The following is a 19618-nucleotide window of genomic DNA, read 5'->3' on the forward strand; positions in this document are numbered from 1 at the left end:
GGATTTAGGACGGCATCCTTAATTTTTCGCTCATGATCCCCCGGTCGCGGTCCGCAAAATGTCGTTCCAATTCCCAAGCCGCGCCGCCCGCGTCGGCGCGGTCATGCGGGGTTTGAAACACTGCCGGATCGGCATCGCCGCCGCCGCATCGTCCAGCGAAGCATGCAGTCCTGCACCCACGGCCGCCAGCATTGCAGCGCCACGCGCGGTGGTTTCGACATCGGCGGGTCGCTCGACGGTGAGGTTCAGTATGTCGGCCAGGTCCTGCGCGATCCAGTCATTGGCACTCATGCCCCCATCGATGCGCAAGTTCGTCCAGGGCGCGCCATCAGCCGCGAAGGCGCCGGCCAGATCATGAACCTGATGCGCCATGGATTCGAGCGCGGCCCGCACGATATGCGCACGGGTCGTCCCCTGGGTCAGCCCGGCGATCACCCCGCGCGCTTCAGGCCGCCAGTGCGGCGCGCCAAGGCCGGACAAGGCAGGCAGCAGGGATACGCCGCCATTGTCCGTAACGGAACGGGCCAACGCCTCGGTCTCTTGCGCCGCGCGGATCAGCCCCAGTTCGTCCCGCAGCCACTTGATAAGACTGCCCGCGACGAAGATCGACCCTTCCAGGGCATAGTGACGGCGACCGCCCTGCTGGCGCAGGATCGTGCCAAGCAGCCGGTTGTTCGATCGGGGCAGGACAGTCCCGGTCGGCGCCAGGATGAACGCGCCGGTGCCCAGCGTCGCTTTCGCCGGGCCGGGCGACAGGCACCCCTGCCCGATCGTCGCGGACTGCTGATCGCCGGCCAGGCCGCAGATCCGAATCGCGCCGCCCAGCAGGCCGGGGCTGGCCGCGCCGAAATCCCCTTCATTGTCGACAATGTCGGGCAACGCGGCGACCGGCACGCCGAACAGGTCGCATAAGTCCCTGTCCCAGTTTGCGCCATCAAGCGCCAGCAACTGGGTGCGGCTGGCATTGCTGGCGTCGCTGATATGCAGGCCGCCGGTCAGATTCCAGACCAGCCAGCTTTCGACCGTGCCCAGCGCCAGCGCATCCCCGGCCTGCGCAACAGCTGTTTCATGGTCGATCAGCCAGCGCATCTTGCTCGCGGAAAAATAGGGGTCGATGACTAGCCCGGTCCGGTCCTGGATCATCGGTTCATGGCCCGCGTCGCGCAAGGCCCGGCACTGGTCGGCGGTGCGACGGTCCTGCCAGACGATTGCAGGGGCGAGCGGCCGACCGTTGCGTTTGTCCCAGGCGATGACGGTTTCCCGCTGATTGGTGATGCCGATGGCGGCGATCCGGTCCGCGCCGCCGGCCTGGGCCACCATGTCGCGCGCGCAGGCCAGGCTTTGCGCCCATATCTCGATGGGGTCCTGCTCGACCCAGCCGGGGCGGGGATAATGCTGGCCAAGGTTGCGCTGCGCCGTCGCCATGCGCGTTCCATCGGGAGTGTAGAGCATCGCGCGCGTGGACGTGGTGCCCGCGTCCAGCACCAGCAATCGGGCGTCCGTCATTGGCCCTCCCTTATCCAGCGGTCCAGCCGGGCCACCTGGTCCGGGGCGAAGCGCAGGCCCAGCTTCGTCCGCCGCCACAGCATATCCTCGGCGGTGCGCGCCCATTCACGCTCAATCTGCCAGATCGCTTCCGCCTGTGTGAAGCCGACGCCGAAAGCGACACCCAGTTCGCTCCATCCCCGCGCTGTCCCCAGCCATGTCCAGGCATCGGCGCCATAGGCGCGGCCGATGCGATCGACACTGGCGGCATCGAGAAACGGATAGTCCTGCGCCAGCCTGTCCAGCAGCGCCGACAACCCCGTCATGGGAAAATCCCCGCCAGGCAATGGGGCGTCCGCTGTCCAGTCGCCGCCGCGCAACATGGGAAGGTGCGGCTTGAGCATATCGACCGCCTCGGCGGCCAGATGCCGGTAGTTGGTGATTTTGCCGCCCAGCACGTGCAGGGCCGGGGCTTCCCCCTTCCCGCCCTGGTCAAGCTCCAGCCGATAGCCCCGCGTCGCCGCTTCCGGCCGGTCGGAGCCATCATCGATCAGCGGCCGCACGCCGGCATAGCTCCACACTACATCGTCCGGTGTCACTGGTCGTGCGAAATAGCCGCTGGCGGCATCGCAGAGATAGGCAATTTCCTTAGCGCTCGCCGCGATGCTGTCGGTTTCGCTGTCATGATCCTGGTCGGTCGTGCCGATCAGCGTGAAATCACGCTCATAGGGAATGACGAAGAAAATCCGGCCATCGGGCAGCTGGAAGAAATAGGCAAAGTCGTGATCGAACAGACGCGGCACCACGATATGCGATCCGCGCACCAGCCGCATCTTGCGACCCGCCAGCCCTTCCCCGCCCCCCGGCAGAGCCAGCACCGACGGCCCGGTCGCGTTGACGATCGCGCGGGCGTGGAAACGCAGGCCCGCGCGATCGGCCGCACGCGCGTCTATCGCCCACAGCCCTTCTTCCCGCGTCAACCCGACAACCTGCGTCCGGGTCTGGATGGATGCGCCGTGTGCAGCAGCGTCGCGCGCGTTGAGCAGCACTAGCCGGGCGTCATCGACCCAGGCATCGGAATAGCAATAGCCGGTGGCAAAGCCCGGTTTCAGCGGCACGCCGGCTGCATGACGGCGCAGGTCGATGCCCTGCGTCGCCGGCAGGGCACGCCGTCCGCCCAGATGATCGTAAACGAACAAGCCCAGGCGCAGCAGCCAGCGTGGGCGCAGCCCCGGCGTCCATGGCAGGACGAAGCGCATCGGATGGATGATATGCGGCGCGATGCGCCACAGACGCTCCCGCTCGGCCAGCGCCTCGCGCACCAACCCGAATTCGCGATGTTCCAGATAGCGCAGCCCGCCATGGATGAGCTTGGTGGATGCGGAGGATGTGCCCTGCGCCAGGTCGCCTCGCTCCAGCAACAACACCTTCGCGCCCCGGCCCGACGCATCGCGGGCGATGCCGCATCCATTCACCCCGCCGCCAATCACGGCCAGATCATAGAGGGCGGCTGGTGGGCTCTGCTGGGTCACGCCATCGGGTGTAGGCGGACGCGGCAGGCATGAAAAGAGAGGAGCGCCTCGGTCTGTCAGTCGACACGGCAAACATGGTCGATCAGCGGGTCAGACAGGCCTCGCCAAGATCTGCAGCGAGAGCAGGACCCATGTGGCTAAGCGGATATGGTCAGGCCTTCTCCAGCGTGCACTGAAGCGGGTGCTGGTTCTGCCGGGCGAAATCCATCACCTGGTTCACCTTCGTCTCCGCGACTTCGTAGCTGAAGATGCCGCAAATGCCGACGCCGCGCTGATGGACGTGCAGCATCACCCGCGTGGCTTCCTCCATGTCCATGCGAAAGAAGCTTTGCAGGACATGCACCACGAACTCCATCGGGGTGTAGTCATCGTTGAGCATCAGCACCTTGTAGAGCGACGGCTTTTTGGTGCGGGTGCGCGTGCGGGTGGCGATGCCGACATTGGGACCGCCGGGGCCTTCGCCCTGATCGTCCTGGTCCCGGCCCGCCATGTTCACGGGCCATGATGCGGTGATGAGACTGTTCATGATGCGCAAGGATATGGCGATTCGCCCTGATATGGCAAGGGGGCGACGGCGCCGTTCGCCGCTCGTCCCGCCTCCAAAGGACAAGGGCGCCCCCTTCCAGCGGAAGAGAACGCCCGTGACTCAATGGATTTTAGCGGATCGCGCCGATCAGGCGGCGATCGACTTCACCTTGTCGGTGACCAGCGACATGCGCGCGGTCAGCGGCTGGGCAACGTCGCCGGCCAGCTTCATCATCGCTTCGCTGTTCTTCGCCGCTTCCTTGGTGAAGTCGTCGAAGCTGCTGGAAAACAGCTGGCTCTGCAGCTGGAAAAATTCGGTCGGCGTCTTGGCGGTGGCCAGGCTCTTGAACGAAGCCGTCGCCTTTTCGAAATTCTTGCGGGTGAAATCGACGGCTTCCTGGCCCATCATTTCCATGCCCTTGGCGGCGATCTTGCCGGATTCGACCATGGCTTCCATGTTGCCCTTGGCCATGTCGCTCATTTCCTCAACCGCCTTGGTCGACTTTTCGACATGGGCCTTGGCCTTGTCGTTGAAGTCTGAATAAGCGGTTTCAAACTTCGCCTTGGCGTCTTCGGCGAACTTCTTTCCGGTTTCCATAACGTCGTTCATCATCTTGGTTCCTTCTATCGGGGGCAGCGGCTGGGTGCTGGCGGTTGCGGCCATTTCTGTCGGGCTCTTGATCATGCTGGAGGCGGGCGCGGCCGGAGCAGGCGGCGGCGGGGGCGCAGGCGGCTCCACCGGCTTAGGCGCAGGTTCCGATTGCGGGTTCGTCTCAACCGGCTTGAGCGCCCCTTCCGGTGCTTCCTTGACCGGATTGGCGCTGGCCGCCTTACGCGGCGCGGGCTTCTTTCGCGCTGGCTCTGTGCCAATGGCGGCTTCGGCCGCCATCAAGGCTTCTGCAGCCGACATCGTGGTCGACCCTGCTTTCGCGCGCGCTGTATTCCTCGGTCCCTTCGGGGTATCGGCCATGACCATCCTCCGTTTGCTGCACTGCACAATATAGAAATCAGGTTGCCGTTGCAAGGCCTGTTGTGCGGTGCAGCAAAAATGTGCCAACGGTTCGTCGTATTTTTCTCGAAGTCTGACTTTCGCTACGGAATCATAGCGTTTACCGGGCCTTTACATATCGGCCCGGCGCATCTTCGATAGCTTTCAGACGGCCTTTCCCGGGCACCCGGGCGCCTTCAACAGGCGCCATGTGCGGATGGATAGCGCCGAGCCATGCACGCCAGTCCGGCCACCAGCTACCCTTGGTTTCCTTCGCCTGTTCCAGGAACTGCGCCAGGGATGGCTGCGCCTCCTCGCACGCCCAATATTGATATTTGCCGGCCGCCGGCGGGTTGACCACGCCCGCGATATGGCCCGACCCGGCCAGCAAAAACCGCACCGGCCCGCCAAAATGTTCGGTCAGCTTCCACACGCTGTCCAACGGCGCGATATGGTCCTCCCTGCCGGCCTGGACATAGGCCGGGGTGCGGATGGCGCGCAGGTCGATCGGCGTGCCCGCGACGCTGATCGCTCCGGGCGAAACCAGCAGATTGTCGCGATAGAGTTGCGTCAAATAATCCTTGTGCCAGCGGGCCGGCAAATTGGTCGTGTCGCCATTCCAGTAAAGCAGGTCGAACGGCGGATAATCCATGCCGAGCAGATAATTGTTGACGACATAGTTCCAGATCAGGTCCCGCCCGCGCAGCAAATTGAAGGTCGCGGCCATATAGCGCCCATCGAGGAACCCTTGCGCCGACAACTGATCCACCAACTTCATCTGCTCATCGTCGACGAACAGGCCAAGGTCGCCGGCCTGGCTGAAATCCACCTGCGCGGTGAAGAAGGTCGCGCTCGCCACCTTGTCCGCTTCGCCCCGCGCCGCGAGCAGCGCCAGCGTCGCGGCCAATGTGGTGCCGGCCACGCAATAGCCGATCGTGTGGACGCTCTCCACGCCCAGCAAATCGCGCACCGTGTCGATCGCGTCGATCTGGCCGCCCAGGATATAATCGTCCCAGATAAGGTCCTTCATCGAGGCGTCAGCGGATTTCCACGAGACGAGGAAGACGCTGATCCCCTGGTCCACCGCCCATTTGACGAAGCTTTTTTCCGGCGACAGGTCGAGGATGTAGAAGCGGTTGATCCACGGCGGGAAGATGATGAGCGGCGTTTCCAGCACCTCTTGGGTCGAGGGCGCGTAGTGGATCAACTGGTAGAGTGGGGTTTCATGGATCACCTTGCCCGGCGTCGCCGCGATATTGCGCCCAAGCTCGAACGTCGTGCCATCGGTGTGGGTGAGTTGCCCCTTCTCCATGTCGGCCAGCATATGCTTAAGGCCAGTGAGCAGATTTTCGCCGCCGCTTTCGATTGTCTTGCGCATCACCTGCGGATTGGTGAGCGGGAAATTGCTGGGGGCCATCGCATCGAGCAGCCCGGTAGTGGCGAAGCGCAGCTTGGCTTTCTGCCGGGGATCGACGCCATCGACCGCATCGGCCATCTTCATCAGATAGTCGGACAGCAGCAGATAGCTCTGGCGGATAAGGTCGTAGAAGGGATGCTCGGTCCACGCCGGATCGGCAAAGCGCCGGTCCCTGGAGGCGGCCGGGCTGGTGGCCGGCGCGGGATCGGGCCGCTCGCGCAGCAGGCCGCCGGCATCGAGAAAACGCTGCCACAGCGCCAGCCCTTCGTCGGCGAAGCTTGTCTGGATGCGCGCAACGAGTGCGGGATCGAACGGCAGCGCCTGGCCGGTCGATCCGGCCGCCTGCTCCAGCATCAATTGCTGGGCGCGGCCCAGCACCTGCGTCCATTGCTGCATCTCTTCCAGCGTCGGCAGGCGGGGCTCCATGACGTTGCTTTTTTCCATGGCCACCATCCTCTTCCTGGCATTGCGCGCGTCGCGGCTTTCGCTGGCATGTCCCTATCCGGCCGGTTATAGCCCGATTATGACACGCCAGAGGCGCGTCACGCACTATTCCCTACAGGATGCTTTCAGGAAAGCCCCAATAATGTCCGAAGAATTCTACCGCATGAAGCGCCTGCCGCCCTATGTCATCGCTGAGGTCAATGCGATGCGGGCCACGGCGCGGGCGGCGGGCGAGGATATTATTGACCTGGGCATGGGCAATCCCGATCTGCCTCCGCCAGACCATGTCATCGACAAGCTGGTCGAAGTGGCGCGCAAGCCAAGCGCCCATGGCTATAGCCAGTCGCGCGGCATCCCTGGGCTGCGCAAGGCGCAGGCCAATTATTATGGCCGCCGCTTTGGCGTGGACATCGACCCGGAAACCGAAGTCGTCGTCACCATGGGATCGAAGGAGGGGCTGGCAAGCCTTGCCACCGCGATCACCGAGCCGGGCGACGTCGTGCTGGCCCCCAACCCCAGCTACCCGATCCACACTTTCGGTTTCATCATAGCGGGCGCGACCATCCGGTCGGTGCCGACCACGCCGGACGAAAATTATTTCCGCTCGCTTGACCGGGCCATGGCCTTCACCGTGCCGCGCCCGTCGATCCTGGTGGTCAACTATCCGTCCAACCCGACGGCCGAGACGGTCGACCTTGCCTTTTACGAGCGGCTGGTCGCCTGGGCGAAGGAGAACAAGGTCTGGATACTCTCCGACCTCGCCTATTCCGAGCTTTATTATGACGGCAATCCCACGCCGTCGATCCTGCAGGTGCCCGGCGCCAAGGACGTGGCGATCGAGTTCACATCCCTGTCCAAGACATACTCCATGGCCGGCTGGCGCATGGGCTTTGCCGTGGGCAATGCCAAGCTGATCGCGGCGATGACGCGGGTGAAATCCTATCTCGACTATGGCGCCTTCACCCCCATCCAGGCGGCGGCCTGCGCCGCGCTCAACGGGCCGCAGGACATCGTGGAGAAGAACCGCCTGCTCTACCACAAGCGCCGCGACGTGCTGGTCGAAAGCTTCGGCCGCGCCGGATGGGACATTCCTGCAGCGCGCGCATCGATGTTCTGCTGGGCGCCCTTGCCGCCCGCCCTGAAAGAGATGGGCAGCCTGGAATTTTCCAAGCAATTGCTCACCCATGCCAAGGTCGCGGTCGCGCCGGGCGTGGGCTATGGCGAGGACGGCGAAGGCTATGTCCGCATCGCCATGGTCGAAAATGAGCAGCGGCTGCGGCAGGCGGCGCGCAACATCAAGGCCTATCTCAAATCCATGGGCATCAACACGCCATCGTCCAAGGGCGCGGCCTGAGCTTGGTATCGGAGCCGATCGCATGAGCGGCATGATCCTGCTTCCCCAGGTCAGCCAGGTGGCGGCGACCATCCAGCTGGCGGTCGCGCCGGTGTTCATGCTGGCGGGGCTGGGCGCGTTCCTCAATGTCTGCGCCGGGCGGCTGGCGCGCGTGATCGACCGGGCGCGCAAGGTGGAACAGAGCGTGCTGGTGACGCGCGGGCGCGAACATGACCGGCTGGTTGCGGAAATTCGCGTGCTCGACAAGCGGATGAGCGTGGTCAACGGCGCGATCTTTCTGTCGGTCGCATCGGGCTGCGCCATCTGTCTGGTCGTCATGCTGCTGTTCGCCGCCGAATTGTTCAACGCGCACCTGGGCACGGCGATCGCGTTGATCTTCATTTTCGCGATGCTGCTCCAGACCGCCGCCTTCGCCACCTTCATCCAGGAAATCCGGCTGGCGTCGCGCACCATCCACATCCGCAACGAGGTGCTGTTCCATCAGGCCGAGGATGAGGATGATAGCGAGGCTCCGACCGGCGCATGACCAAATTCACCGTTAACGACCGGCCGGTCCAATATCGCATGGACCCCGACACGCCCTTATTATGGGCGTTGCGCGACGCGTCCAACCTGACCGGCACCAAATATGGCTGCGGCACGGGCGATTGCGGCGCCTGCACGGTCGACATCGACGGGGAAGCGGTGCGATCCTGCCAGCTCAGCATCGCCAACGCCGAAGGGCGTTTCGTCACCACCGTAGAAGCCCTGTCGCCTGACCGCGGCCATCCGCTGCAACAGGCCTTTGCCGCCGACAATGTGTCGCAATGCGGCTATTGCGTGCCGGGCGTCATCATGGCGGCTTCCGTTTTGCTGCGGCGAAACAGCAATCCAACCGACGAGCAGATCGACGCTGCGATCACCAATATCTGCCGCTGCGGCATCTATCCCCGGCTGCGGGGCGCGATCAAGCGCGCAGGCCGGATCATGCGCGGCGAGGAACGGATCGCCGCCGCCCCGCCGCCTGGCATCACGCCGGAGGAAGCGGCGCGCAGCGTGCCGGCGCTGGGTCGATCCGCCAGCCCGCCAAAGCGGCAGCCGTAAAGCATGGCGTAGCCCCGGCGCAGCGGGACTGCGCCTCGCTCACCCCTGCTTTCCGATCACCGGCTCCAGCGCCTGCGCCAGCGTCGCGCCCGAATAGGGTTTCTTGACCAGCGTCACATGCTGAAAACGCGGCGGCAGTTCCAGCCCGTCGCCATAGCCGGTGGCAAAGATGAACGGCACGCCCCGCTCGGCCAGCAGGTCGGCGATGGGCAGGCTGTTTTCATGGCCAAGGTTGAAATCCAGCACGGCCAGATCGACGGGCTGAAGCGCAATCGCTTCGCGCGCGCGTCCGACGCTGGCGGCGGTAAACACCTCCGCGCCCAGATCGCGCAAGGCGTCCTCGCCATCCATGGCGATGATCATATTGTCTTCGACCAGCAAAACATGGCGATCGCGCAGCAACCCGGGCATGGGAGCGGCAGCAGGCTTTACGCGATCGCGTCCCACGCTGTCAGGCAGCACCGACACGACATGGCGCGACGGGATGCAGAAGTGCGCCTCGATCCCCGCCAGGCGATAATTGATCTCCGCATCGCCGCCCAGATCATAGGGGATGGACCGTTCGATTACGGTGGAGCCGAAACCGCGCCGGGTCGGCGCGACGACCGGCGGCCCGCCGCTTTCGGTCCAGTCTATCAGCAGGCTGCCATCCGCATCCACCCGCCAGTCGATCGCGACGATGCCGCCATCGGACAACGCGCCATATTTGGCGGCGTTGGTCAGCATTTCATGAATGACGAGCGCCAGTACCGTAAAACAGGCAGGGGTCAGCAGGACGTTGGGGCCGGTCAGGCGTACGCGATCGCTGCGCTCGGCCAGATAGGCGCCGGCTTCTACTTCAATGAGGTCGATGAGCCGGGCCGGGCTCCAGCGGTCGGCGGTGATCTGGTCATGCGCGCGGGCCAATGCATGGACGCGACTTTCCAGCGTGCCAATAAAATCTTCGACCGACTGCGCGCTCTCCCGCGTCTGGGAGATCAGGCCGCGAATGAGCGACAGGATGTTGCGAACGCGGTGATTCAATTCGGCGATCAGCAATTCCTGCTTCTCGTTTGCCCGTTGCCGTTCCGCGTCTGCCGAATCGGACAGGCGCAGGATGACTTCCAGCAAGGCGGTGCGCATCGCCTCCGCCACGCGCAGTTCGGCGGGCGTAAAGGGTCGCGCGGTGCCTTTGACCAGTTCCGACCATTCCTCGAAACTCTTGCGCGGCGTCAGGCGCGGGCCGTTGGGACCATATTCAATATGCTTGTCCTGCTTGCCCGCCCACCGCACGGAGCGCAGCTGTTCGGCGCGAAACAGCACGACATAATCGCGTGGCCGGCGGGAAATCGGGATGGCCAGTACCCCCGCCGCCCGGTCGGCATGACGGGCCGCATCGGGCAGCAGTTGGGACAGGTTGTCCGTGGTGAATATCTGGCTCGCCGCCGTTCGATTGAGCATCGACACGATCGCGGCAAAAGCGTGTTCATCCGGCGTCAGCCCAGACAGGCTGATATGCCCGTCAATATAAACGCCCACGCCATCGGCGGGAATGGTGTCGAACATGATGTCGCCCAGCCAGCGCGCGTTGGACAGCAGGTCATGATCCTGCGCCACCGCCGACAGCAACCGGTCAGCCACCTGCCGCGCCATGCCTTCATAATGGGCGGTTTCCGCCCGCTCGCGGCTTTCGAGCATCATCGAGAATATCTGGCCGAACAACTCAGCGGCGCTGCGCTGCGCAAAGGTCGGCAATCGCGGTTCATAATGGTGGCAGGCGAACAGCCCCCACAGCTTGCCGCCGACGATGATCGAGATCGACAGGGATGCGCCGACGCCCATGTTGTGCAGATATTCGATATGGATGGGCGATACCGCGCGGGTCAGACACAGCGACATGTCGAGCGCCGCGCCATGGGGGTCGAGCGCGGGCAGGACCGGCACCGGCTGCGCCTGCACATCGGCGATGATGCGGAATATGTTGCGCAGATACAGGGCGCGCGCCTGCGAGGGAATGTCCGACGCGGGGTAGTGGAGTCCGAAAAAGCTTTCGATGCCGGGCCGCAACGCTTCGGCGACGACCTCGCCATCGCCGCCATCGGCGAAGCGATAGACCATCACGCGGTCGAACCCGGTAAGCGCGCGCACCTGCCTTGCGCCATCGCGCAGGAAGGCGGACATGGATTCGGCCTGCGCCAGGCGCGACACCATGGAGCGAACCGTGCTGCTCGCCTCCATCTCGTCATGGCTGGCGGGTTCCGCCTCCACGATCACCATCGGACCGGAAAAATGCACCGCCACGTCGAAGGCGGGGCCATCCTTGATGAGCGGAAGCGAAAAGAGCCGCTCCACCGAATCAGGACCGCGCAGCAACGTGATGCGATTGCGCAGCGCGTGGATCGCATCTGCTTCGAAAATATCAGCGACCGGGCGGCCCAGCATATCGTCGGGGGACAGACCGATAAATTGCGCGCTGTTGGCGGACGCGCGCGCCACCAGCCAGTCGGCCGTCAGGGCGATGAGAAAGCCGAACGGCTGCACCGCACCCAGAATATGGATCGGCTCGCGATCACAATTGCTCAGGTCGACGGCGAAACCGGGGTCGGTCGCGTCGCTGCCGGGATCGCCTTCAGCCATGCGCCATCGCCTTCTGCGCCGCCGCGCCGGCGGCAAAAAGGGCGAAGGCGGCGAGCGCGCCCTGCACGGCGTCGTTCAGCCAGCCTTCGCCGCCTTCCGCAGCAGCGCCGTCAAGCGCGCGCTGGAAGGCCAACCATTCCCCCTTGTCATGAGTCGCGGAAAGATAGGCGCTGGGGAGCCCCGGTCCGACCCGGCGGGCGAGGAAGGCGCCGCCAAGGCGGGACCCTTCCAACGCATAGAGCAAGCCCCAGCGATACCCGTCGCCCCCTGCGGATTCGAGGCTGAGCGACTGCGGCGGCGCGACGCCCAGAGCGGCGAGATCCTGCGCCAGAAACGGCATACGCGTCTGGTCCGGCTGCGCCGCCGGCTCCAGCGCCGACAAAGCGCGGCTGTGCGCGCTTAGAAAATCAGCATAATCCCGAGCGTTATCGAGGGGAAAGTCCGCAAACAGGGCATCAACCCGATCATGGCTCGCCATCGTCGCTTCACGCAGGGCCTGACGGGTGCGGCCAGCATCGGGGGATTTCGTCACTCGGTGGTCCTAAGAGGGATGGGAGAAAATGTCTTTAATCTGCATCAGCTTCGGTCAGCCCCGGGGTGGCTGCGCTGACGCACCAGTCTTGCACCCTACGTAAAACCTTCCCCAAAGACCATATTGGGTCGCAAGATTCTTTCGCAATGCTGACATGAAGGTTCAGCGATCGCTCACCACCATGTGCCTATAACCTGATCATTAGGGGCGCTGTGCCCCGTATCAGGAAAGTGCTGGACCCATGTTCAAGAGGATCATGCTGGCAGGATTGATGAGTGCGACGGTGCTGGGCGGGATCGTGCCGGCCTATGCGCAGGAACGTGCACCCCGTGGCGAACGCGGCATGCGTAATGGCGATGGCGCCGCCGTGTCGCGCGGAAATCGCATGAACCAGCCGCGCGGTGACGCCGGCCGCGCCGCCGGAACGCAGCCGCGCGCCCAGCCGCCGCGTCAGATGGCGCCGGCGCAACCCGACAATCGCCTGCGCGGAAACGCCGCCCGCGCGGTCGAGCAGGCGCGCGAACGGCGCGAGCAGTGGCAGGCCGGGCGCGCCGAACGTCGACCGGGCATGGATGACCGGCGCGGCGATCGTCGCGATGGCAGGCAGGATTGGCGCAACGAACGGCAGGACCGACGGGCCGATCGTCGGGATAACCGGCAGGACCGGCGCGCGGATCGCCAGGATGATCGTCGCGACTGGCGTTCCGACCGGCGCGACGACCGGATCGATTGGCGCAATGATCGCCGCGATGCCAGGCCGGGCGACTGGCGCTGGACAGGCGGGCGCGAACGGGTCGATGTGCGGCGCTTTGACGAACGGACACGGTGGAATAACCAGCGGCGCTGGGACAATGGCTGGCGTCAGGACCGCCGCTATGACTGGCGCAGCTATCGCAACCGCTATGGCGATCGCTACCGGGTCGGGCGCTATTATGCGCCGCGCGGATGGAGCTATGGCTATCGATCCTTTTCGGTCGGGCTTTTCCTGAACGACCTGCTCTACGCCAATAATTATTGGATCAACGATCCCTATGCCTATCGGCTTCCTCCCGCCTACGGCACGCTGCGCTGGATCCGCTATTATGACGATGCGCTGCTGGTCGATGTTCGCGACGGCTATGTCGTCGACGTCATCCGCGACTTTTTCTGGTGACGCGCCGGTTTTCTGAATTCGCGGCTTCCTGAACTGGCCTTCAGGAGTCCCTGGCCCCGGCGCGGCGACGCGTCGGGGTCTTTTCATCGCCGTCCTCCCTGTGGCAGGGAAGGCCTATGACCGGTTCTTTCGATGCAGACGCTGCCGATGACGGCGGCATCGCCTCTCCTGCTCGCGCCGCCATAGGCGATGCCGTGCGTGCGCGGCTGGAGCGCAACCCGATGGTGAGCCGTATCGATACGCCGCACCTGGAGATATTTGGGCGACAGGATTTCCTCAGTCCGGAAGAATGCGCCGAACTGCGCCGCCTGATCGACGCGAATGCGCAGCCGTCGACGCTTTTTTCCGGCAGCGCCAACGCAGACTATCGCACCAGCCACAGCGGCAACCTGTCGCCTCGCGATCCGCTGGTCGAACGGATTACCGAGCGCATCTGCGCGCTGACCGGATTGCCGGCGATCAGCGGCGAGACGCTTCAGGGACAGCGCTATACCCCCGGCCAGGAATATAAGGTCCATTGCGACTATTTCCCGGCGACGGCGGACTATTGGCAAAGGATGCGCGGGACGGGCGGGCAACGCACATGGACGACGATGATCTATCTGTCCGCTGTCGAGGCCGGGGGAGAGACGCATTTCCCGCAATGCGAATTCATGGTCCCACCGGTCGAAGGGATGATCCTGATCTGGAATAATATGGACCGGGATGGCGCGCCCAATCGCTTCAGCCTGCATGCTGCCCTGCCCGTGGAGCGCGGCACCAAATATGTCGTCACCAAATGGTTTCGCGAACGTCCCTGGGGCTGAGAGGCTGATACAAATTGCGACATAAATGACTGGAATCTGACGGCGCCATTCCCGGTCCGTTCAGATGCGCGGGGCCATATCTCTCTTCACTGGCGCAGGAACCGGAAAGCTAAAGATCGGTTCGACGCCAAGCTGAATGGGAGACCAAAGATGCGTAAACTGATCATATTGGGCCTGCTGGCCGCCACCGTCGCCCCCAGTGTCGCTTCGGCCCAATCCTATGGCGAAGCGCGCCGCAGCGAGCGGCAACTGCGCGAGGAAAAGCGCGATCTACGGCAGGCGCAGCGCCATGGCGACCGCCGTGATGTGCGCGAACAACGCCGCGACGTGCGCGAAGCCCGCCGCGAAGTGCGCGAGGACTGGCGTGACTATCGCCGCAGCCACCGCAACGTCTATCGCGGCGGCAACTGGCGCGCGCCCTTCCGCTATACCGCCTGGAACACCGGCGCACGGTTGCGGCCGGCCTATTATAGCTCGCGCTATTATATCGCCGACCCCTATCGCTATCGCCTGCCCCGCCCGGGCGCGAACCTGCGCTGGGTCCGCCACTATAACGACGTGCTGCTGGTGAACGTCCGTACTGGACGGGTGATGCAGGTGCATCGCGGCTTCTTCTGGTAAACCAGAGGGCGCAGACGCAGCGGCCCCGTTCCAGATGGAACGGGGCCGTTTCTGTCGTGCCGTGCAGCCGACGAGGGTGTACCGCCCTTGGCCGCGCCGCCCGTTGCCAGGCGCACGCGGCCGATAATGCGCGCGAGGCGCATCATCAGTCCGAAAGGGGGGTGGACCATAGGGGCAAACGCCGTTTTATGGCCATTGTTCCCCATTTTTCCGCATCAGGCGGCCAGCGCCTCCGCGATCAGTTTGCGGCTGTTTTCGATGCCGTAAAGGGCGATGAAGCTGCCCATGCGTGGCCCCTGATCCGCGCCTAGCAGCGTCTGATACAGCGCCTTGAACCAGTCCCGCAGCTCGGCGAATCCGAATGCTTCGTCCTTGCCGATGGCATAAACGATATTCTGGATGTCCTCCGCGCTGGCATCGGCCGGCAGCGCCGCCAATTCCAAGTCCAGCCGCTTGAGCGCCGTTGCCTCGTTCGCCTCCGGCGCGCGGCGCTGGAGCGTCGGCGCGACGAAATCGCGGTGATAGGCGAGCGCATGACCGATCAGCCCGTCGAGTTCGGGATAGGTGTCGACGCTCGCGCCCGGCACATAATTTTGCAGATAGCCCCATACCTGTTCGCGGCTGGCGTCGCCCATCACGCCGACCAGATTCAGCAACAGGCCGAACGTCACCGGCAGCTCGCCCTGCGGCAGCTTGCCGTCATGGATATGATGCACCGGATTGCCGAGTTGCTGCTCGATGGTCTGGCGCGGATAGTTGCCGCGGAACTGCCAATATTCGTCCACCGCGCGCGGAATGACGCCCATGTGCAGCTGCTTCGCCTTTTTCGGCTCGCGATAGGCGTAGAAGGCCAGGCTTTCCTGCGGGCCATAGGTCAGCCATTGTTCGAGACTGAGGCCGTTGCCCTTGGACTTGGAGATTTTCTCGCCCTTTTCGTCCAGGAACATTTCGTAGTTGAAGCCTTCGGGCGGGCGTCCGTCCAGTGCGCGGCAAATCTTGGACGACTGCGTGACCGAATCGATCAGGTCCTTGCCCGCCATCTCATAATCGACACCCAGCGCATACCAGCGCATCGCCCAGTCGACCTTCCATTGCAGCTTGGCACCGCCCGACAGGATCGACTGCTCGATCGTCTCGCCATCATCCTCGAAGCGCACGAGGCCTGCTTCCGCGTCGATCACCTCGACCGGCACCTGGAGCACGATGCCGCTTTTGGGCGAAATCGGCAGGACGGGCGAATAGGTTGCCTGCCGTTCCTTGCGCAGCGTCGGCAGCATGATGTCCATGATTGCCTGATAGCGCCGCAGCACCTGCCGCAGCGCGTCGTCGAAAGCACCGGCGCGATATTGTTCGGTCGCAGACACGAACTCGTAATCGAAACCGAAGCGGTCGAGAAATTCCCGCAGCATCGCATTATTATGATGGGCGAAACTTTCGAACTTTTCGAACGGGTCGGGCACCTGCGTCAACGGCTTGCCCAGATGCGCATTGAGCATCGCCTGGTTGGGCACATTGTCGGGCACCTTGCGCAGCCCGTCCATGTCGTCGCTGAACGCCACCAGGCGCGTGGGAATATCCGACAGCGCATGATAGGCGTTGCGCACCATCGTCGTGCGCAGCACTTCGTTGAACGTGCCGATATGGGGAAGACCCGATGGGCCGTAGCCGGTTTCGAACAGGATATGCCCTTTGTCCGGCGCGCCGTTCGGATAGCGCTTGAGCAGCTTGCGCGCTTCTTCATAGGGCCAGGCCTTGGACGCCTGAGCGGCGGAGCGGAGCGGATCGGGGATAGTCATAATGCACAGCCCCTAGTCCTGACGGCAAGGAAAGAAAACGCCTTTTGATGACAAAGGCCGACAGGAGCACGCGCCGCTTTGCGTCATCGATGTACAATATGCTATAGATGTGTGAAGTGGAGGCGATATGCACATACAACGCAGCCATCAACGCGTGTCTGTTGAGATACCTGTCGTCGTGACAACCGTGCTCGACTATCAGGATGGGGTGGTGATAGATCTGAGCGAGGGCGGCGCGCAGGTGGCGGGGTGTTCCCTGCCTGCGGGAATGTCCTGCCAGCTGGATCTTGATGGCCACATTACCTTTGGCCTGGTGCGCTGGTCCGAAGAGGATCGCATGGGCATCCGTTTCCCCTATCCGCTGGCCGAAGGCCCCTTGTTCGACAAGCTGATGCTGGCGCGCGCCGCGCGCACCGAGGCAATGACTGTGCCGCCTCGCGTGCAGGGTGCTGGTTTTGGCCGCCGGATGGGCTGAAACAGGTTTTCCTTTTGTTCCCGCTGCTCTAAGCCGGCGGGGTGATTGACCCCGCCTCCCTGCCAGCGCTCCACGCCAGCCATGGCGGCATCTGGCTTCGTGAAGAGGGCCGCACGATGGGCCTGGCAAAGGGGCAGGCCATCGCTCGCGCGGCCGAAACGCCGGTGCTGTTGCTCAACGCGCCCCTGACCGGCCAGCGCCTTGGCTATCCCGAACTCAACGGCCTCGATCTGCTGGAGCTATGGGCCTTTCTCCATCCCGCCCGCTTTCTGGTGCCCACGCCCAAGGGGCTGGCGGCAGCGCTGGGACTGCCAGCGCCGCCGCAGGAGGGCGACATTCCCGCCTTGCTGCAACAGGCCGCGACGCTGTTGCTGGACCGTCTGGACGCGCCGGACTGGCTGGAGCGAGAGGGCGGCTGGACCGCGGCGCAGGCGCTGCACCGTTTGCGCTGGCCCTGGTCACCGCTGGTCGCGCCGCGCATCCCGCGCCCCAAGGACGCTGAACGCTGGCTTTTTTCCAAATTGCCGGAGTGGGAGGAGGCGCAGCCTCGCCCTGCCCCGCGCACCATCAGCCTGAACGAGGATCAGGTGCTCGCCCGGCTCGACGCGCTGACGGGCGCTGGGGCCGAGCCGCGCCCGGGCCAGCGCGCCTATGCCGCCGCCGCCGGCGATGCCTTCACCCCCAAACGCCATCGCGACCAGCCCAATATGCTGCTGGCCGAAGCGGGCACGGGCATCGGCAAGACTTTGGGCTATCTGGCGCCAGCCTCCCTCTGGGCCAGCGAAGCGCAGGGGACGGTATGGGTATCGACCTATACCAAGGCGCTGCAACGCCAGCTCGATCGCGAATCCCTGCGTTTGTTTCCCGACCCGGCGCTCGCGGCAAGGCGGGTGGTCGTGCGCAAGGGGCGTGAAAATTATCTCTGCCTCCTCAATCTGGAGGATGCGTTGCAGGGCGGCTTTTCCGGGCGCGCCGCGATCCTGGCGCAACTGGTCGCGCGCTGGGCGGCTTTTACCAAGGATGGCGACATGGTGGGTGGCGACCTGCCCGGCTGGCTGCCGACGCTGTTCCGCCGCAATGGCTCCACCGCGCTCACCGACCGGCGCGGCGAGTGCATCTATGCCGGCTGCCCCCATTATCGCAAATGCTTCATCGAACGATCAGCCCGGGCGAGCGCGGACGCCGACATCGTCATCGCCAATCATGCGCTGGTCATGATCAACGCCGCGCGCGGGCGCGAAACGGGACAGCGGCCCCAGCGCATCATCTTCGACGAAGGTCATCATCTGTTCGACGCAGCCGATTCGACCTTTTCCGTTGCCCTTTCCGGGCAGGAAGCGATCGAGTTGCGCCGCTGGATCATGGGGCCGGAGGGCGGATCGCGCGGCCGCAGGCGGGGCCTTGCCGCGCGTCTGTCAGATCTGGCCAGCTATGATGAGGAAGGTGGCCAGGCCATCCGCGCCGCGATCGATGCAGCGCAGGCGCTGCCGGCCGACGACTGGTTGAAACGCGTCGTGGCGGGCGAGCCGTTCGGCCCGCTGGAGGCGCTGCTCGCGGCGGTGCGCGGCACCGTATACACCCGCGCCGCCGATGCGGGCGAAGCGGATGCGGGCTACGGGCTGGAAACCGAACTGGCCGAACCCGACGGGGCATTGGTGGAAGCGGCGCAGGAGGCCGCGCTTGCGCTCGATGCGCTCATCAAGCCGCTGGTGCGCCTGGCCCGCCGGCTGGAAGCGGTGATCGAGGATGCGCCCGACTGGCTGGATGGCGCGGCGCGGGCGCGGGTCGAAGGCGCGATCGCATCGCTGGGCTGGCGCCGGGATCTGATCGCGGCCTGGCTGGCGCTGCTGGCGCGGATCGGCGGCCCGGCCGATCCCGACTTTGTCGACTGGATGACCGTCGATCGGGTCGAAGGGCGCGAATATGATATCGGCATCCACCGCCATTGGCTGGACCCGACCCGTCCGCTGGCCGAAACCGTGCTGAAGCCCGCACAGGGCGTGCTCATCACCTCGGCCACGCTCAAGGGTGGGGGCGAATGGGACAATGCCGAAGCGCGCGCTGGCGCGATCCATCTGCCCCATGGCGCCCAACGGTTCGAAGCAAGCAGCCCGTTCGACTATCCGGATCGCGCCGAAGTGCTGATCGTGACCGACATCAAGCGAGGTGACATCGCCGCGCTGTCGGGCGCCTATGGCCGTTTGATCGAGGCGGCCGGCGGCGGGACGCTGGGCCTGTTCACCGCCATCCGTCGGCTGCGCGCGGTCCATGCCCGCATCGCCGATCGACTCGCACGCGCGGGCCTGCCGCTTTATGCCCAGCATGTCGATCCGATGGACACAGGGACACTGGTCGATATTTTCCGCGACGATCCGCGCGCGTCCCTGCTGGGCACCGACGCGCTGCGCGACGGGGTCGATGTGCCCGGCCATTCGTTGCGACTGGTGGTGATGGAGGGCGTGCCATGGTCCAAGCCCACGGTGCTGCATGCCGCGCGCCGATTGGCCGGCGGGGGTAGCGCCTATGACGACCGGCTGATCCGGGCGCGGCTGGCGCAGGCCTTTGGTCGCCTGATCCGCCGGGCCGAGGATCGGGGCAGCTTCGTCATCCTGTCCGCCGCCATGCCCAGCCGCCTGCTCTCCGCCTTTCCGCCCGGAACGCCGGTGCGTCGGCTGACGCTGGATGAAGCGATCATCGCCGTCAGTCGATCCGCCCGGAGCGAAAGCCTTGGCGAACGCGCCGCCATCGGGCATCAGGGGCACGAATCCGGCTTGCCCCGACAGGAGTGACA

At 64.7% G+C, this 19618-nt stretch carries 16 protein-coding genes; 8 read left to right on the forward strand and 8 right to left on the reverse strand.

Annotated features, from left to right (window positions below):
- Positions 1-30 precede the first annotated feature (30 nt).
- The 5 genes from LL253_RS12880 to LL253_RS12900 all read right to left on the reverse strand — a co-directional run bounded on the left by LL253_RS12880 (position 31) and on the right by LL253_RS12900 (position 6391).
- On the reverse strand, positions 31-1506 hold the full coding sequence (locus LL253_RS12880) for a glycerol kinase (protein ID WP_228227437.1): 1476 nt from the start codon (positions 1504-1506) through the stop codon (positions 31-33).
- Positions 1503-3017, reverse strand: a complete 1515-nt coding sequence (locus tag LL253_RS12885) for a glycerol-3-phosphate dehydrogenase (RefSeq protein ID WP_228227438.1) — start codon at positions 3015-3017, stop codon at positions 1503-1505. Before LL253_RS12885 ends, LL253_RS12880 begins: the two co-directional genes overlap by 4 nt.
- A gap of 151 nt (positions 3018-3168) precedes the next feature.
- Positions 3169-3543, reverse strand: a complete 375-nt coding sequence (clpS, locus tag LL253_RS12890; protein ID WP_009822770.1) for an ATP-dependent Clp protease adapter ClpS — start codon at positions 3541-3543, stop codon at positions 3169-3171.
- Between the two features lie 147 nt (positions 3544-3690).
- Complete coding sequence (locus LL253_RS12895; protein ID WP_228227439.1) at positions 3691-4512, reverse strand: phasin family protein; 822 nt, start codon at positions 4510-4512, stop codon at positions 3691-3693.
- Positions 4513-4651: 139 nt separating this feature from the next.
- Positions 4652-6391: a PHA/PHB synthase family protein gene (locus tag LL253_RS12900; protein ID WP_228220945.1), complete on the reverse strand. Its 1740-nt coding sequence runs from the start codon at positions 6389-6391 to the stop codon at positions 4652-4654.
- A 142-nt stretch (positions 6392-6533) separates the two neighbouring features.
- On the opposite strand from LL253_RS12900, the gene LL253_RS12905 reads away from it, so the two are divergent.
- The 3 genes from LL253_RS12905 to LL253_RS12915 are packed head-to-tail and all read left to right on the forward strand — an operon-like array spanning position 6534 to position 8828.
- A complete protein-coding gene (locus tag LL253_RS12905) occupies positions 6534-7745 on the forward strand; it encodes an LL-diaminopimelate aminotransferase (RefSeq protein ID WP_037543119.1) in 1212 nt (403 codons plus the stop codon).
- Positions 7746-7776: 31 nt separating this feature from the next.
- Positions 7777-8271, forward strand: coding sequence for a DUF2721 domain-containing protein (locus LL253_RS12910; protein ID WP_037543543.1), 495 nt, complete (start codon positions 7777-7779; stop codon positions 8269-8271).
- Entirely contained in the window at positions 8268-8828 is a 561-nt protein-coding gene (locus tag LL253_RS12915; RefSeq protein ID WP_228227440.1) for a (2Fe-2S)-binding protein, read from the forward strand. Before LL253_RS12910 ends, LL253_RS12915 begins: the two co-directional genes overlap by 4 nt.
- A gap of 39 nt (positions 8829-8867) precedes the next feature.
- Here the strand turns inward: LL253_RS12915 and LL253_RS12920 are convergent, their stop codons facing one another.
- Entirely contained in the window at positions 8868-11444 is a 2577-nt protein-coding gene (locus tag LL253_RS12920; RefSeq protein ID WP_228227441.1) for an HWE histidine kinase domain-containing protein, read from the reverse strand.
- Positions 11437-11976: a biliverdin-producing heme oxygenase gene (locus LL253_RS12925; RefSeq protein ID WP_228227442.1), complete on the reverse strand. Its 540-nt coding sequence runs from the start codon at positions 11974-11976 to the stop codon at positions 11437-11439. Before LL253_RS12925 ends, LL253_RS12920 begins: the two co-directional genes overlap by 8 nt.
- Before the next feature lie 241 nt (positions 11977-12217).
- Between LL253_RS12925 and LL253_RS12930 the strand changes: the two genes are divergently transcribed.
- The 3 genes from LL253_RS12930 (at position 12218) to LL253_RS12940 (ending at position 14556) form a co-directional block, all read left to right on the forward strand.
- On the forward strand, positions 12218-13129 hold the full coding sequence (locus LL253_RS12930; protein ID WP_228227443.1) for an RcnB family protein: 912 nt from the start codon (positions 12218-12220) through the stop codon (positions 13127-13129).
- Positions 13130-13245: 116 nt separating this feature from the next.
- Entirely contained in the window at positions 13246-13935 is a 690-nt protein-coding gene (locus LL253_RS12935) for a prolyl hydroxylase family protein (RefSeq protein WP_228227444.1), read from the forward strand.
- A 150-nt stretch (positions 13936-14085) separates the two neighbouring features.
- Complete coding sequence (locus LL253_RS12940) at positions 14086-14556, forward strand: RcnB family protein (RefSeq protein ID WP_228227445.1); 471 nt, start codon at positions 14086-14088, stop codon at positions 14554-14556.
- A 215-nt stretch (positions 14557-14771) separates the two neighbouring features.
- Here the strand turns inward: LL253_RS12940 and LL253_RS12945 are convergent, their stop codons facing one another.
- Positions 14772-16352, reverse strand: a complete 1581-nt coding sequence (locus LL253_RS12945) for a lysine--tRNA ligase (protein ID WP_228227446.1) — start codon at positions 16350-16352, stop codon at positions 14772-14774.
- Between the two features lie 127 nt (positions 16353-16479).
- Here LL253_RS12945 and LL253_RS12950 point away from each other — a divergent pair, with 127 nt between their 5' ends.
- Complete coding sequence (locus LL253_RS12950) at positions 16480-16827, forward strand: PilZ domain-containing protein (protein ID WP_228220953.1); 348 nt, start codon at positions 16480-16482, stop codon at positions 16825-16827.
- Positions 16828-16868: 41 nt separating this feature from the next.
- Complete coding sequence (locus LL253_RS12955) at positions 16869-19616, forward strand: ATP-dependent DNA helicase (protein WP_228227447.1); 2748 nt, start codon at positions 16869-16871, stop codon at positions 19614-19616.
- The last annotated feature ends 2 nt before the right edge of the window (positions 19617-19618 follow it).

It is taken from the genome of Sphingobium soli, from assembly GCF_020782245.1.
GTDB classification, from domain to species: domain Bacteria; phylum Pseudomonadota; class Alphaproteobacteria; order Sphingomonadales; family Sphingomonadaceae; genus Sphingobium; species Sphingobium soli.

Excerpts from the sequence above, each read along its gene's own strand:
- LL253_RS12915 (WP_228227440.1), top strand. The coding sequence starts at position 8,268 with ATGACCAAATTCACCGTTAACGACCGGCCGGTCCAATATCGCATGGAC.
- LL253_RS12950 (WP_228220953.1), top strand. The coding sequence starts at position 16,480 with ATGCACATACAACGCAGCCATCAACGCGTGTCTGTTGAGATACCTGTC.
- LL253_RS12910 (WP_037543543.1), top strand. The coding sequence starts at position 7,777 with ATGATCCTGCTTCCCCAGGTCAGCCAGGTGGCGGCGACCATCCAGCTG.
- LL253_RS12930 (WP_228227443.1), top strand. The coding sequence starts at position 12,218 with ATGTTCAAGAGGATCATGCTGGCAGGATTGATGAGTGCGACGGTGCTG.
- LL253_RS12920 (WP_228227441.1), bottom strand. The coding sequence starts at position 11,444 with ATGGCTGAAGGCGATCCCGGCAGCGACGCGACCGACCCCGGTTTCGCC.
- LL253_RS12900 (WP_228220945.1), bottom strand. The coding sequence starts at position 6,391 with ATGGAAAAAAGCAACGTCATGGAGCCCCGCCTGCCGACGCTGGAAGAG.
- LL253_RS12905 (WP_037543119.1), top strand. The coding sequence starts at position 6,534 with ATGTCCGAAGAATTCTACCGCATGAAGCGCCTGCCGCCCTATGTCATC.
- LL253_RS12945 (WP_228227446.1), bottom strand. The coding sequence starts at position 16,352 with ATGACTATCCCCGATCCGCTCCGCTCCGCCGCTCAGGCGTCCAAGGCC.
- LL253_RS12880 (WP_228227437.1), bottom strand. The coding sequence starts at position 1,506 with ATGACGGACGCCCGATTGCTGGTGCTGGACGCGGGCACCACGTCCACG.
- clpS (WP_009822770.1), bottom strand. The coding sequence starts at position 3,543 with ATGAACAGTCTCATCACCGCATCATGGCCCGTGAACATGGCGGGCCGG.
- LL253_RS12935 (WP_228227444.1), top strand. The coding sequence starts at position 13,246 with ATGACCGGTTCTTTCGATGCAGACGCTGCCGATGACGGCGGCATCGCC.
- LL253_RS12895 (WP_228227439.1), bottom strand. The coding sequence starts at position 4,512 with ATGGCCGATACCCCGAAGGGACCGAGGAATACAGCGCGCGCGAAAGCA.
- LL253_RS12940 (WP_228227445.1), top strand. The coding sequence starts at position 14,086 with ATGCGTAAACTGATCATATTGGGCCTGCTGGCCGCCACCGTCGCCCCC.